Raw genomic sequence first — 13,848 nt, 5'->3', positions numbered from 1 at the left:
CACCGATGAGCGCTGCTTCCGACGTCGGCTACCATGCCCAGCGCCAGGCGCGCTGGCACTACGGCGAAATCGCCTTCTGGCTGATCGTGCTGGCCTGCGGCTTCGCATTTCCGTCGCGCTATCTGATCATGACCGACATCCTGCGCCTCGCGCTGTTCGCGATGTCGCTCGATCTCATCCTCGGCTATGCCGGCATCGTTTCGCTGGGCCATGCCGCCTTCTTCGGCGTCGGCGCCTATGCCGCGGGGCTGCTGGCGCTGCACGGCATCGTCAAGGAGCCCGTGCTGGCGCTGATCGTCGCCGGCCTTGCCGCCATGGTGCTCGGCTTTGCCACCAGCTTTCTGGTGATCCGCGGCGTCGACCTGACGCGCCTGATGGTGACGCTCGGCATTGCGTTGCTGCTGGAAGCGCTCGCCGAGCGCTTCTCCAATATCACCGGTGGGACCGACGGCCTGCAGGGCATCGAGATGCAGCCGATCTTCGGCGAGATCCCGTTCGACATGTTCGGCAAGGCCGGCTTCTTCTATTCGCTGGCCGTGTTGTTCCTGCTGTTCCTGTTCGCCCGCCGCGTCGTGCATTCCCCGTTCGGCCTGTCGCTGCGCGCCATCAAGAACAATCCCCTCCGCGCCGCCGCCATTGGCATTCCGGTCAACCGCCGCCTGATCGCGATCTATACGCTGGCTGCGTTCTATTCCGGGATTGCGGGCGCGCTGTTCACCCAGACGACCGCGATCGCCTCGCTCGACGTGTTCGCCTTCGAGCGCTCCGCGGACCTGATGCTGGTGCTGGTGATCGGCGGTACCGGCTATCTCTACGGCGGGCTGGTCGGCGCGGTGATCTTCCGCCTGCTCCAGGAATTGTTCTCGACCATCACGCCGCAATACTGGCAGTTCTGGATCGGCCTCGTGCTGGTCGTGATCGTGCTGGTCGGCCGCCAGCGCCTGCATCGCTGGGTGCTGTATGTGCCGAACCTGATCATCAGGCAGATTGCGGGCCGCAAGGCGGTCGTCGCCGTGCCGGAGAGCGATTCATGACCATCGCGCTCGAAACCCAAAATCTCGAAAAGCAGTTCGGCGGCCTGCGCGTCACCCGCGATCTGTCCCTGAAGGTCGAGCAGGGCGCCCGCCACGCGCTGATCGGTCCGAACGGTGCCGGCAAGACCACGGTCATCAACCAGCTCACCGGCGTGCTGAAGCCGAACGCAGGCCGCATCCTGCTCGAAGGTCAGGACATCACCGATCTGCCGGTGCACAAGCGCGTGCTGCGCGGGTTGTCGCGCACGTTCCAGATCAACCAGCTCTACCCGGACCTGACTCCCCTGGAGACCATCGGGCTCGCGGTCTCCGAGCGCCTCGGCCATGGCGGCGACTGGTGGCGACGGATGGGCACGCGCAGTGACGTCAATGGCGAGACCGCCGATCTGCTCTCCCGCTTCCATCTGCTCGACGTCATGAACGAAGAGACCGTGACGCTGCCCTACGGTAAGCAGCGCCTGCTCGAGATCGCGGTGGCCATTGCGGCCAAGCCGCGCGTGCTGCTGCTCGACGAGCCCGCCGCCGGCGTGCCCGAGAGCGAGCGCCACGACATTCTCGCCGTCGTGGGCAGCCTGCCGCGGGACGTCACCGTGCTCCTGATCGAGCACGACATGGACCTCGTGTTCTCCTTTGCTGATCGCATCTCGGTGCTGGTCTCGGGCGCGCTGCTGACCGAAGGCCCGCCCGAAGAGGTCGCGCGCGATCCGCAGGTGAAGGCGGTCTATCTCGGCGAGGAGGCGGTCGATGTCTGACCTGCTCGCGATCGATTCGCTTCGCGCCGGCTACGGCGAGGCGGTGGTGCTGCCGAAGATGACGCTCCGCCTCGCCGAAGGACAGGTGCTGGCGCTGCTCGGGCGCAACGGCACCGGCAAGACCACGCTGATCAACTCCATCGTCGGCGTCACGCGCCGCTTCGCAGGCTCCATTGCGCTGGCCGGCACCGATGTGACGGCGATGCGGCCCGACCAGCGGGCGCGCGCCGGCATCGGCTGGGTGCCGCAGGAGCGCAACATCTTCCGCTCGCTGACGGTGGAAGAGAACATGACCGCCGTAGCGCAGCCCGGTCCCTGGACGGTCGAGAAGGTGTACGAGATGTTCCCGCGGCTGAAGGAGCGGCGGAGCAATTTCGGCAACCAGCTCTCCGGCGGCGAGCAGCAGATGCTGGCGATCGGTCGCGCACTTACCCTCAATCCGAAAGTCCTGCTGCTGGACGAGCCGATGGAGGGCCTTGCGCCCATCATCGTCGAGGAACTCTTGAAGGCGATCGGGACCATCACCCGGTCCGGAGGTATCTGTTCGATCATCGTAGAGCAGAATGCCCAAAAGATTCTGGGGCTCGCCGATCGCGTTGTGATATTGGAGCGCGGAACGATCGTCCACGACGCTCCGAGCGCCGCGCTGAAGACCGACCCCTCTGTCCTGGAGCGCCATCTCGGCGTCGCCGGGGCGGCGGCCCACTAAGATGTCCAGGGAGTAACACATGCAGCGAACCACAGCCCCCTTCCGCGCCGACGAGGTCGGCAGCCTCCTGCGTCCGCTCAAGATCAAGGAAGCCCGTAGCCGGCTGGAGAAGGGCGAGATCTCGGCCGACGATCTGCGCAAGATCGAGGACATGGAGATCGAGAAGGTCGTGCACAAGCAGGCCTCGATCGGGCTGAAGCTCGCGACCGACGGCGAATTCCGCCGCTCCTGGTGGCATTTCGACTTCCTGGCCAAGCTCACCGGCTGCGAGCTGTTTCACCCCGACACCGGCATCCAGTTCACGGGCGTGCAGACCCGTCACGATGCGGTCCGCGTCATCGGCAAGCTCGACTTTCCAGACAGCCACCCGATGCTGGATCACTTCCGCTTCCTGAAGAAGGTCGCCGACCAGGCTCACGTCACCGCCAAGATGACGATCCCTTCGCCGGCAGTGCTCCACTTCCGCGGCGGACGCAAGTCGATCTCCAAGGACGTCTATCCCGATCTCGACGCCTTCTACGAAGATCTCGGCAAGACCTACCGCAAGGCCGTGAAGGCGTTCTACGACGCCGGCTGCCGCTATCTCCAGTTCGACGACACCGTCTGGGCCTATCTCTGCTCGCAGGACGAATTGCAGAAGGCACGCGAGCGCGGCGATAATCCGGATGGGCTGCAACAGATCTATGCGCGCATCATCAACTACGCGCTGGCGGAGAAGCCGGCCGACATGGTGGTGACGACCCACGTCTGCCGCGGTAATTTCCGCTCGACCTGGATTTCCTCGGGTGGCTACGAGCCGGTGGCCGAGACCATGCTCGCCGGCACCAATTACGACGGCTACTTCCTGGAGTACGACAGCGACCGCGCCGGCGGCTTCGAGCCGCTGCGGTTCCTGCCCAAGGGCAACAAGGTCGTCGTGGTCGGCGTCATCACCTCGAAGTTCGGCGAGCTCGAGAAGAAGGACGATATCAAGCGACGCCTGGAAGAAGCCGCCAAGTTCGCGCCCTTGGAGCAGCTCGCGCTGTCGCCGCAATGTGGCTTTGCCTCGACGGAAGAGGGCAACATCCTCTCCGAGGAGGAGCAGTGGGCCAAGCTCAGCCTCGCGGTCGAGATCGCGAAGGAAGTGTGGGGGCAGTAAGGCTCCGCCGTTAAGGCTCACCCGTGTCCCGGACGCGCAGCAACGCTCCAGCGTTGCTGCGCGTCCGGGACCCATGCTGCTCGACTTGCTGCGCGGAGCTATAGGCCTCAGCTCTGCAGAGCACCGCTGAGAAGCGCTGCGCTGCGTCCGGGCACGAGTCACTTCTCCGCCAGATAGACCCCCACAGAGAGGAGTTCGACCATGGGCACATGCTTGTTCTTCGGGGTCGAGATCACCTTGCCGCGCCTGGCCTTGCCGCGATTGAGCTCGTGCCGCTCGGCGGGCCGTGCCCCTGCACCTCCCACGCTAATTCCTTCGCAGGCATTGATCATCTTGTCTGCGGCGTCGTGTCCGCCGTGCAGCTCGGCTCGAGCTGATTGCGCGTGCCTACGCGACCGCGGGCGGACCACAGGAGCGCGGCGAGCAGGGCGACCGGGCAGGCGCGCACGGTAAGGAGGCGATCAGAGGAGAAGCGCCAGTTGTTGCTCGGCGGGGCCAGAGTGGGGCGCGGCTCGCGGCCGGAGCAAACTGTGAAGGAGGCGCTTGGATCCGCTATTCCCTCAGTGGGCAGATTTTGCTAGGAGATTGGTCCCAATCCGTCTGCCCACCGATTTCCCACTCATGAAGAACGACGAAATCCTGAGCCAGATCACCGACTTCTGCCGCAAGGCGGACATGGCGGAATCGACGTTCGGCCGGCGCGCGGTGAACGATGGGAAGCTGGTGCACCGCCTGCGCGAGGGAAAGCGCATCACCATCGACACGCTGGAGCGGATCCAGGCCTATATGGCGGCGTCGATGGCCGGCGGCGTGCCGCCGCCGCGGGGACTTCAGGTACCGCCCGAGAAGCGCGATCCACGAGGCAATTTCCGCTTCTTCGAGAACCGCCAGAAATATCTGCTGTTCGTCCACACCTGCAGCGAAAAGCGGGTGATCGCAGACAGGGTTGCCTTGGAGCTGAGCTCCATCCATCCGCGCCCGCCGGCGCTGCGTCTGTTCGACGCCGGCGTCGGCGACGGAACGGTGCTGGCGCGGGTGCTGCGCGCCACGCACCAGCGCTTTCCGCACATGCCGTTCTACGTCGCGGGCAAGGAGCTCAGCCTGGAGGATTTGCGCCTGACGCTGGAGAAGGTGCCGGACCGCATTTTCGAGCACCCGGCATCGGTGTTTGTGTTCACCAACATGTTCTACGCGGAGGCGCCCTGGCTGACGCCAGCGTCGCCCGCCGCGGCGGCCGCCACCGTCTGGCACGAGGTGCCGCTCCGCGGCGCTTCGTCGGGCGAGTTCGAGCAGCAGATCGCGGAGCTGAGGCCCTTTCTGGAGCAGAACTGGCGCGCTGCGATCAGCCCACGCACGGCCATGCCGCTCTACGAGCGGCCGGTCGTCCTCGTGCTCTATCGCGAGGACCACAGGTTCCTGCTGGATTCGACCATTCCGCGGCCAGGCCAGACTGAGGCCAATTTCGACCTCGTCATCGCATCCCAGCCGTACCGGGCCCTGTCATCGGTCAATTTCCGGGCCAAGCGGATCATTGCACCTCTGGCGCGGGCGCTGCGGCCGGGCGGCAGGCTGATCGGTATCCACTCCCATGGGCAGGATCCGGGCATGGAAATGATCCAGGCGATCTGGCCGGGAGAAAATCCTTTCTCAGTCAGCCGTCATGAGCTACTGCGTGCCGTTAAGTATGAACTTGGATCGGTGGGCCGCGACTTAAATTTTAATGCATACGCGGACAATCGTTCGATCTTCAGGTATGATATGGAAGCTCTGCCCAACGAGGTCACCGGCACCATTGGAACCTCGACGGCCTTTGCAGCGTGGAATGCGGCGGTGTATGTGGCTCAGATTGAGGACGACCGATTGACAGAAATGACTCAAAACGGCCGCACTCTGGATGCCGCCAGGGATGTGCTGCGGAAGTACAACGGGCTCTGGTTTCTCGACGAATCCTACGTCATCTCGCGCCGGCGTGATTGACATCATCAAAAGTAAACATCGCAAACGCCCGCCAGCTAGCGGCGGAACAAGGGGTTACTGATGCGCGCGTCCTATCTCTTCACCAGCGAGTCCGTGTCCGAGGGCCATCCGGACAAGGTCTGTGACCGGATCTCCGATGAGATCGTCGACCTGTTCTACCGTGAAGGGCCTAAGGCGGGCATCGACCCCTGGCAGATCCGCGCCGCCTGCGAAACGCTCGCGACCACCAACAAGGTGGTGATCGCCGGCGAGACCCGCGGCCCGAAGTCGGTGACCAACGAGCAGATCGAGGGCGTCGTCCGCGGCGCGATCAAGGACATCGGCTACGAGCAGGAAGGCTTCCACTGGAAGACCTGCGACATCGAGATCCTCCTGCATCCGCAATCGGCCGACATCGCCCAGGGCGTCGATGCGCTGCAGCCGGGCGAGGTCAAGGAAGAAGGCGCGGGCGACCAGGGCATCATGTTCGGCTACGCCACCAACGAGACGCCCGATCTGATGCCGGCGCCGATCTTCTACGCCCACAAGATCCTGCGCCTGATCTCGGAAGCCCGGCACTCCGGCAAGGAGAAGGTGCTGGGTCCGGACTCCAAGAGCCAGGTCACCGTGCAGTACGAGAACGGCAAGCCGGTCGGCGTGCGCGAGATCGTCGTGTCGCACCAGCATCTGGTTCCCGACCTCAGCTCGAACCAGGTTCGCGAGATCGTCGAACCCTATGTGCGCGAGGCGCTGCCGAAGGACTGGATCACCGCGAAGACAATCTGGCACATCAACCCCACCGGCAAGTTCTACATCGGCGGTCCCGACGGCGATTCCGGCCTGACCGGCCGCAAGATCATCGTCGACACCTATGGCGGCGCGGCCCCGCATGGCGGCGGCGCGTTCTCCGGCAAGGATCCGACCAAGGTCGACCGCTCCGCGGCCTATGCCGCACGCTACGTCGCGAAGAACATCGTCGCCGCCGGCCTTGCCGACCGCTGCACGCTGCAGCTGGCCTATGCCATCGGCGTGGCACGTCCGCTGTCGATCTACATCGACACCCACGGCACCGGTAAGGTTTCGGAAGATCAGCTCGAGAAGGCCGCCGCCAAGGCGATGGACCTCACCCCGCGCGGCATCCGCACTCATCTCGATCTCAACCGGCCGATCTACGCGCGCACCTCGGCCTACGGCCATTTCGGCCGCACGCCCGACAACGAGGGCGGCTTCTCCTGGGAGAAGACCGACCTCGTCGAGCAGCTCAAGCGCGCGCTCTAGTTCTCTTGCATTCCGGGGCGCCGCGACGGCGGCGAATCCGGAATCTCGAACCTCCGAATTCCGGGTTCGCTCGTGTCACGAGCGCCCCGGAATGACGGGCCAAACAAACAGGAACCTCTCATGAACGCGAAGCCCGGCTTCACCGATTACATCGTCAAGGACATTTCGCTCGCCGATTTCGGCCGCAAGGAGCTCTCGCTGGCCGAGACCGAGATGCCTGGCCTGATGGCCACCCGCGAGGAGTACGGCCCGAAGCAGCCGCTGAAGGGCGCGCGCATCGCTGGCTCGCTGCACATGACGATCCAGACCGGCGTGTTGATCGAGACGCTCGCCGCGCTCGGCGCCGACATCCGCTGGGTCTCCTGCAACATCTATTCGACGCAGGATCACGCTGCCGCTGCGATCGCCGCCGCCGGCATTCCCGTCTTCGCCGTCAAAGGCGAGACGCTGACCGAGTACTGGGACTACACCGCCAAGCTGTTCGACTGGCACGGCGGCGGTCACCCGAACATGATCCTCGATGACGGCGGTGACGCCACCATGTATGTCCATCTCGGTCTGCGCGCCGAGAACGGCGACACCGCTTTCCTCGACAAGCCCGGCTCCGAGGAAGAGGAAGTGTTCTTCGCGCTTCTGAAGAAGCAGCTCAAGGAAAAGCCGAAGGGCTACTTCGCCGGGATCGCCAACAGCATCAAGGGCGTTTCCGAGGAGACCACGACGGGCGTGCATCGTCTCTATGACATGCAGAAGGCAGGCACGCTGCTGTGGCCGGCCATCAACGTCAACGACAGCGTCACCAAGTCGAAGTTCGACAACCTCTATGGCTGCCGTGAATCGCTGGTCGACGGCATCCGCCGCGGCACCGACGTGATGCTGTCGGGCAAGGTCGCGATGGTCGCCGGCTTCGGCGACGTCGGCAAGGGCTCGGCCGCCTCGCTGCGCCAGGCCGGCTGCCGCGTCATGGTCTCCGAGGTTGATCCGATCTGCGCGCTGCAGGCGGCAATGGAAGGCTACGAGGTCGTGACCATGGAAGACGCCGCGCCGCGGGCCGACATCTTCGTCACCGCCACCGGCAACAAGGACATCATCACCATCGAGCACATGCGCGCGATGAAGGATCGCGCCATCGTCTGCAACATCGGCCACTTTGACAACGAGATCCAGATCGCGTCTCTGCGCAATCTGAAGTGGACCAACATCAAGCCGCAGGTCGACGAGATCGAGTTCCCCGACAAGCACCGCATCATCCTGCTGTCGGAGGGCCGCCTCGTGAACCTCGGCAACGCGATGGGCCATCCGTCCTTCGTGATGTCGGCGTCCTTCACCAACCAGACGCTGGCGCAGATCGAGCTGTTCGCCAACAACAAGGACGGCAAGTACGAGAAGAAGGTCTACGTGCTGCCCAAGACGCTCGACGAGAAGGTCGCCCGCCTGCACCTCTCCAAGATCGGCGTCAAGCTCACCGAGCTCCGCAAGGACCAGGCCGACTATATCGGCGTGAAGCAGGAAGGCCCATACAAATCGGACCACTACCGCTACTGAGCCACCGGTTCGACCAACCATCGACGCAAAGCCCCGGAGCGATCCGGGGCTTTGTTGTTTCGGGGCATGGAATTCAATTCGCTTTGCAGTTGCGGCACGTTGATTGCCGATTGACGGCCTGCAGCGGCAGGCGGACAATCCGCCCCGGCGGAGGAAACCATGCAACAAGAACATTTCGACGTGCTGATCGTCGGCGCCGGGCTATCAGGCATCGGCGCCGGCTATCATCTGCAGACCAAGTGTCCGGCCAAGAGCTACGTCATCCTCGAGGGACGCGATTGCATCGGCGGCACCTGGGACCTCTTCCGCTATCCCGGCATCCGCTCTGACAGCGACATGTTCACCCTCGGCTATTCGTTCAAGCCGTGGACCGATCCGAAGGCGATCGCCGACGGGCCGCAGATCCTGAACTACGTGCGCGAGACTGCTAGCGAGAACGGCATCGACAAGCACATCCGCTTCCACCACCGCGTCAAGCGCGCGGCGTGGTCGACGCCGGATGCGCGCTGGACCGTCGAGGCCGAGCGCATCACGGGCGAGGGCGCGACCGAGCTGGTGCGCTTCACCTGCAACTTTCTATTCATGTGCTCAGGCTATTACAAATACGAAGCGGGCTATACGCCGGAGTTCAAGGGCGTCGCTGATTTCGCCGGCCGCATCGTGCATCCGCAGAAATGGACCGAGGACGTCGACTACGCGGGCAAGCGTGTCGTCGTGATCGGCTCGGGCGCGACAGCGGTAACGCTGGTGCCGGAGCTCGCCAAGCAGGCGGAGCAGGTCACCATGCTGCAGCGCTCGCCGACCTATGTGGTGTCGCGGCCGGCGCAGGATATCCTCGCCAACAAGCTGCGCCGCAACCTGCCGGCGAAGTTCGCCTATCACCTGATCCGCTGGCGCAACGTGATGTGGGGGATGTTCTTCTTCCAGCTCAGCCGGCGCAGGCCGGCGAAGGTGAAGGATCTGATCCTCAAGGGCGTGCAGATGGCGCTCGGCCCGGACTACGACGTCGCGACCCACTTCACGCCGCGCTACAATCCCTGGGACCAGCGGCTGTGCCTCGTGCCCGATGGCGACCTCTTCAAGGCGATCCGCGAGCAGCGCGCCAGCGTCGTCACCAGCGAGATCGAGACCTTCACGCATGATGGCATCCGTCTGAAGGACGGCCGCGAGCTGGCGGCCGACATCATCGTGACGGCGACCGGGCTGGTGCTCCAGGTCGCCGGTGGCCTCGAGGTCAGCGTCGACGGCCGCTCCGTCGATTTCGCCAACACGCTGACCTACAAGGGCATGATGTATGCCGACGTGCCGAACATGGCCTCGGCCTTCGGCTACACCAACGCGTCCTGGACGCTGAAATGCGACCTCACCTGCGAATATGTCTGTCGCCTCATCAATTACATGGACCGGCACAATTTCCGCCAGTGCATGCCGCACAACGATGATCCCACTATCACCGCGCAGCCTTCGCTCGATTTCACCTCGGGCTACGTGCAGCGCTCGATCGCCAAGATGCCGAAGCAGGGCTCGAAGCGGCCCTGGCGGCTCCACCAGAACTACGCGCTCGACATCGTCTCGTTGCGCTTCGGTCGGATCGACGATGGCGTGATGCAGTATTCCTGATCTTGCTACGTAGGATACCGGGATAGCCCCGCGTTCGCTTGAGACGAATCGCGACTTGCGGTAGTATTTTTGCGCTGCAAGAAGTTTAGTTCCGACAACGTCTGAGTTTCGCGTAGTCGCCGTCTTAAGGGGAGCGCAGGACATGCACGTCCTTGCCCTGGTCACGCAAAAAGGCGGAAGCGGCAAGAGTACGCTGTCCGTTGGACTGGCGGTGGCAGCAATGGAGCGCGCTGAGCGTGTCGTTCTCATTGAGGCGGACGCGCAAGGTACGATCTCGAAATGGAAAGAGCGCCGCGATCTTCCCTATCCCCGCGTCGAGCGCGTTGCCGTGGCGCGGCGGCGGCGGAATTCCTGCACGGGCACGCCGCCCCAGCCCCAATTGTCGGTGTCGACTTCCTCGATCACGACGAAGGTGGACTCGAGCGGCTTGCCGAGCACGTCGCGCAGCAGCTCGCTCGACCCCTTGATCAGTGCGGCCTTCTCCTCCGCCGTGAGCGACGCCGCACCCGGCGCCGTTCCCTCGCGGGTCACTTTAATGGTGACGATGGGCATCGTGGTTCTCCTCCTCTCAGTGGCCGGCGCTCTGGCCGCCGTCGACATGCAGAATTTCGCCGGTGACAAAGGAGGCGCCCTCGAGATAGAGCACGGCATCGACGATGTCAGACATCTCCCCCATATGGCCGACCGGGTGCAGTGCGTCGAGCTGGGCATGCGTCGCGACCGGGTGCATCGGCGACTTGATGATGCCGGGCGACACCGCATTCACGCGGATGCCGCGCCTGGCGTATTCGATCGCGAGCGACTTGGTCGCGGCGTTCAGCCCGCCCTTGCTCAGCGAGGCCAGCACCGAGGGCACATTCGAATTGGCCTGATCGACCAGCGTCGTCGTGATTTGGACGACGTGGCCAGACCCCTGCTTCTCCATTTCGGCGATGGCAAGCTGCGTGATGTTGAAGAAGCCCGCGACATTGGTGCCCATAACTGCGGCATAGTCCTCGGCCGTGTACTGGGTGAACGGTTTTGCGACGAAGATGCCCGCGTTGTTGACCAGCGTGTCGACTCGGCCGAAGCGGGCGATCGCTTGCGACACCACGCGCTCTGCGGTGGACCGCTCGGCGATGTCGCCTGCAACGGCGAGGACGTCGTCGTCACCCGACGGCTTGATGGAGCGCGCCGTTGCGACGACGCGATAGTTGCGATCGCGAAAACCCTGGACCAGGGCGGCGCCGATACCCTGCGATGCACCGGTGATGATGGCGACCTTCTGCTCGATACCCATGACGGGCTCCTGTTGTTGGCTTGAAAACCTGCGCCAGCGGCGGCTGGCTTGGGCGTTGAGGTACGCTGCGGCGGCTTGCTTGCGAATATCCGCTGCCCGGCAGACACTCTTTCGCGACGCGAACGAATGCCGGATCGATCCTTGCGGAGGTTGTCGCAGCCGGCGCAAACGCCTAGCTTTCAGCCGAAATCTCAGGGGGCTGCGGCGAGCGCATGGATCGTCTGGACGCGATGAAGGTGTTTGTCCTTGCGGTGGACGAGGGCAGCTTGGCTGCCGCAGGACGCAAGCTCGGCCGATCGCCGGCTGCGGTGAGCCGCGCCATCGCCTTTCTGGAGCAGCGGGTCGGCGCCGAGCTGCTGCACCGGACGACACGCTCGATCAAGCTGAGCGAGGAAGGCGAGCGTTATGTCGCGATCTGCCGCCGCGTGCTCACCGATCTGGAGGAGGCCGAGGACATCGCGGCCGGACCGCGCACGGCTCCGCGTGGTCTGCTCACGATCACCGCTCCGGTGGTCTCCGGCGAGATGGTACTGCGGCCGATCCTCGACGCGTTTCTCGACGCCTATCCGACCGTATCGGCAAAACTCCTGCTGTTCGACCGTGCGGTCAATCTGATCGAGGAAGGCGTCGATATCGCGCTTCGCATCGGTCCGCTGGCGGATTCGGCGATGTTGGCGATGCGGGTCGGCGGGATCAGCCGCGTCGTGGTGGCAGCTCCCCGCTACCTGAAACAACATCCGCGCATCACCGAGCCGGGCGATCTCGCCAAACACCAGATCGTCGCGATGGCGCATCTGCCCAATTCCTGGACCTTTGCGCCGCAGCCGGGCTCATCGGCGCCGCGCACCGTGCAGTTCACCCCGCGGCTCGTCGTCAACAGCACCTATGCGGCAGTGGCCTCCACTGTGGCCGGGCGCGGCGTGGCGCGGATGTATTCGTACCAAGTGGCCGAGCAGGTCTCGCGCCGCGAGCTCGAGATCGTGCTGGCGGACGACGAGGATCCGGAGATGCCAGCGCATCTGATCTGCCCGCAGGGCCGGCTTTCGGTGCCCAAGGTGCGCGCCTTCACCGACTTCGCCGTGCCCCGGCTGAAGAAGCAGTTTGCGCTGCTGAAGCAGAGCACCAAGGCGCGTTGAGCCGCTTCATGCCCGCGCAATGCGCGTTTTCGCGTATACGGCGGGGCGGCTGAATCGGCGATGGTTCCTGAACGGTTAACGCCGATTTAACGGATGAGTCCTAGCCTGTCTCGGCCGGGGTTACGCGCAAGGCCGAGGTGAACCCAATGGAAGCCCAGAGAATAGCGGTCGACGCCGTCGTCGCGCTGACCGATTGCGACCGCGATGCCGTCATCGCCTTCATCCGCCGCCTCTACCTCGCCGGCGTCACCGACCCCAAACGCCTGACCTTCAAGGGCCTGCAGGCGCTGTCGCGGGCCTGATTCGGCTCGTTTCGGCCGGTTTTGACCCCAGTTTCAACCCTTGCTCTCCCCGGCGTGATTGCAACCCACCGGCGAATATCTTGCCGCTCCGGCCGGGTCGAGCTACACGACACCCCGGCTGGGTCACTTGGGGGGTTGGGGAAATGTTGAAACAGCTTTTTGCGCCGCAGCTCGTCATTTTGTACGTGCTTGCGGCTTCGACGATTTACGTCCACTTCCGCGGCAAGCAGCGGCTGCGCTTCGCGCGCCAGCTCGGCGATCACTCGACCTATCTCGCACCTTACAATGTGCTGATGTATGCGGGCTCGGCGGTGCCGAACAAGCCGGTGATCTCGGTCGATCAGTTTCCGGAGCTGAAGCCCCTCCGCGAGAACTGGGAGACCATCCGCGACGAAGCCGTGCGCCTGTTCGATGAAGGTTTTATCCGCGCGGCGGCGAAGAACAACGATTGGGGCTTCTACTCGTTCTTCAAGAGCGGCTGGAAGCGGTTCTACCTGAAATGGTACGACGACTTCCTGCCGTCGGCGAACACGCTGTGCCCGACGACGGTGGAGCTACTCAAATCGATACCGAGCGTGCATGGCGCGATGTTCGCGATGCTGCCGCCCGGCGGCAAGCTCGGCGCTCACCGTGATCCCTTCGCCGGCTCTCTGCGCTATCACCTCGGCCTGGTCACGCCGAACTCGAACAAGTGCCGGATCCTCGTCGATGGCGTCGAATGCGTCTGGCGTGATGGCGAGGCCTTCATGTTCGACGAGACCTTCATCCACAGCGCCGAGAATGCGACCGACGTCAACCGCATCATCCTGTTCTGCGATGTCGAGCGCCCGATGAAGTACGGCTTCATGACCGCGATCAACCGCTGGGTCAGCCATCACATCGTCAAGGCGTCGGCGACCCAGAATGTCGACGGTGAGCACGTCGGCGTGCTCAACAAGGTGTTCGGCAAGCTCTACGAGATCCACCTCGCCAGCCGCAAGGTGAAGGAGTGGAACCGCAACGTCTACTACACGCTGAAATACGCGCTGGCGGCGCTGATCCTCGGCCTCATCGTGTATTCGGCACTGAACTGAGGCAAATGCGCGGGGCGGATCAGCGAAGC

General features: G+C 64.1%; 13 protein-coding genes and 1 pseudogene. 12 read left to right on the top strand and 2 right to left on the bottom strand.

The window, feature by feature from the left end; genetic code table 11:
- Positions 1–5 precede the first annotated feature (5 nt).
- From N2605_RS23380 to N2605_RS23365, 4 genes are read left to right on the top strand one after another with little or no spacing between them, the layout of a single operon-like run.
- Complete coding sequence (locus N2605_RS23380; RefSeq protein ID WP_225158238.1) at positions 6–1,034, top strand: branched-chain amino acid ABC transporter permease; 1,029 nt, start codon at positions 6–8, stop codon at positions 1,032–1,034.
- The gene (locus N2605_RS23375; RefSeq protein ID WP_036043305.1) at positions 1,031–1,786 is read left to right on the top strand and encodes an ABC transporter ATP-binding protein; all 756 of its coding nucleotides are present in this window, start codon (positions 1,031–1,033) and stop codon (positions 1,784–1,786) included. The genes N2605_RS23380 and N2605_RS23375 overlap by 4 nt, the downstream gene beginning before the upstream one ends.
- Positions 1,779–2,495: an ABC transporter ATP-binding protein gene (locus tag N2605_RS23370; RefSeq protein WP_036029900.1), complete on the top strand. Its 717-nt coding sequence runs from the start codon at positions 1,779–1,781 to the stop codon at positions 2,493–2,495. Before N2605_RS23375 ends, N2605_RS23370 begins: the two co-directional genes overlap by 8 nt.
- 19 nt (positions 2,496–2,514) lie before the next feature.
- Positions 2,515–3,633, top strand: coding sequence for a cobalamin-independent methionine synthase II family protein (locus tag N2605_RS23365; protein ID WP_036015736.1), 1,119 nt, complete (start codon positions 2,515–2,517; stop codon positions 3,631–3,633).
- Positions 3,634–3,791: 158 nt separating this feature from the next.
- Here the strand turns inward: N2605_RS23365 and N2605_RS23360 are convergent, their stop codons facing one another.
- Entirely contained in the window at positions 3,792–3,938 is a 147-nt protein-coding gene (locus N2605_RS23360; RefSeq protein WP_157784118.1) for a hypothetical protein, read from the bottom strand.
- A gap of 316 nt (positions 3,939–4,254) precedes the next feature.
- On the opposite strand from N2605_RS23360, the gene N2605_RS23355 reads away from it, so the two are divergent.
- The 5 genes and pseudogenes from N2605_RS23355 to N2605_RS23335 all read left to right on the top strand — a co-directional run.
- A complete protein-coding gene (locus N2605_RS23355; RefSeq protein ID WP_225112032.1) occupies positions 4,255–5,610 on the top strand; it encodes a hypothetical protein in 1,356 nt (451 codons plus the stop codon).
- Positions 5,611–5,670: 60 nt separating this feature from the next.
- Entirely contained in the window at positions 5,671–6,867 is a 1,197-nt protein-coding gene (metK, locus tag N2605_RS23350) for a methionine adenosyltransferase (protein WP_036015759.1), read from the top strand.
- A 120-nt stretch (positions 6,868–6,987) separates the two neighbouring features.
- A complete protein-coding gene (ahcY, locus tag N2605_RS23345) occupies positions 6,988–8,409 on the top strand; it encodes an adenosylhomocysteinase (protein ID WP_036015760.1) in 1,422 nt (473 codons plus the stop codon).
- Between the two features lie 159 nt (positions 8,410–8,568).
- Entirely contained in the window at positions 8,569–10,029 is a 1,461-nt protein-coding gene (locus tag N2605_RS23340; protein ID WP_260343300.1) for a flavin-containing monooxygenase, read from the top strand.
- 142 nt (positions 10,030–10,171) lie between these two features.
- A pseudogene (locus N2605_RS23335) lies at positions 10,172–10,597 on the top strand (ParA family protein); the annotation flags it as partial.
- Here N2605_RS23335 and N2605_RS23330 read toward each other — a convergent pair.
- Positions 10,598–11,308, bottom strand: coding sequence for an SDR family NAD(P)-dependent oxidoreductase (locus tag N2605_RS23330; RefSeq protein ID WP_036015767.1), 711 nt, complete (start codon positions 11,306–11,308; stop codon positions 10,598–10,600).
- Positions 11,309–11,520: 212 nt separating this feature from the next.
- On the opposite strand from N2605_RS23330, the gene N2605_RS23325 reads away from it, so the two are divergent.
- From N2605_RS23325 to N2605_RS23315, 3 genes are all read left to right on the top strand, one after another.
- Positions 11,521–12,444, top strand: a complete 924-nt coding sequence (locus N2605_RS23325; protein ID WP_036029935.1) for a LysR family transcriptional regulator — start codon at positions 11,521–11,523, stop codon at positions 12,442–12,444.
- Positions 12,445–12,590: 146 nt separating this feature from the next.
- Positions 12,591–12,746, top strand: a complete 156-nt coding sequence (locus N2605_RS23320; RefSeq protein WP_007612486.1) for a hypothetical protein — start codon at positions 12,591–12,593, stop codon at positions 12,744–12,746.
- 143 nt (positions 12,747–12,889) lie between these two features.
- A complete protein-coding gene (locus tag N2605_RS23315; protein ID WP_036029938.1) occupies positions 12,890–13,819 on the top strand; it encodes an aspartyl/asparaginyl beta-hydroxylase domain-containing protein in 930 nt (309 codons plus the stop codon).
- Positions 13,820–13,848 lie beyond the last annotated feature (29 nt).

This window comes from Bradyrhizobium yuanmingense (assembly GCF_025200905.1).
In the GTDB taxonomy this organism is placed as follows: Bacteria; Pseudomonadota; Alphaproteobacteria; order Rhizobiales; family Xanthobacteraceae; genus Bradyrhizobium; species Bradyrhizobium yuanmingense.
Note: the sequence above shows the minus strand (reverse complement) of the source record. Positions and strands in the feature narration are given on the sequence as shown.

Excerpts from the sequence above, each read along its gene's own strand:
- N2605_RS23380 (WP_225158238.1), top strand. The coding sequence starts at position 6 with ATGAGCGCTGCTTCCGACGTCGGCTACCATGCCCAGCGCCAGGCGCGC.
- N2605_RS23375 (WP_036043305.1), top strand. The coding sequence starts at position 1,031 with ATGACCATCGCGCTCGAAACCCAAAATCTCGAAAAGCAGTTCGGCGGC.
- N2605_RS23370 (WP_036029900.1), top strand. The coding sequence starts at position 1,779 with ATGTCTGACCTGCTCGCGATCGATTCGCTTCGCGCCGGCTACGGCGAG.
- N2605_RS23365 (WP_036015736.1), top strand. The coding sequence starts at position 2,515 with ATGCAGCGAACCACAGCCCCCTTCCGCGCCGACGAGGTCGGCAGCCTC.
- N2605_RS23355 (WP_225112032.1), top strand. The coding sequence starts at position 4,255 with ATGAAGAACGACGAAATCCTGAGCCAGATCACCGACTTCTGCCGCAAG.
- metK (WP_036015759.1), top strand. The coding sequence starts at position 5,671 with ATGCGCGCGTCCTATCTCTTCACCAGCGAGTCCGTGTCCGAGGGCCAT.
- ahcY (WP_036015760.1), top strand. The coding sequence starts at position 6,988 with ATGAACGCGAAGCCCGGCTTCACCGATTACATCGTCAAGGACATTTCG.
- N2605_RS23340 (WP_260343300.1), top strand. The coding sequence starts at position 8,569 with ATGCAACAAGAACATTTCGACGTGCTGATCGTCGGCGCCGGGCTATCA.
- N2605_RS23330 (WP_036015767.1), bottom strand. The coding sequence starts at position 11,308 with ATGGGTATCGAGCAGAAGGTCGCCATCATCACCGGTGCATCGCAGGGT.
- N2605_RS23325 (WP_036029935.1), top strand. The coding sequence starts at position 11,521 with ATGGATCGTCTGGACGCGATGAAGGTGTTTGTCCTTGCGGTGGACGAG.
- N2605_RS23320 (WP_007612486.1), top strand. The coding sequence starts at position 12,591 with ATGGAAGCCCAGAGAATAGCGGTCGACGCCGTCGTCGCGCTGACCGAT.
- N2605_RS23315 (WP_036029938.1), top strand. The coding sequence starts at position 12,890 with ATGTTGAAACAGCTTTTTGCGCCGCAGCTCGTCATTTTGTACGTGCTT.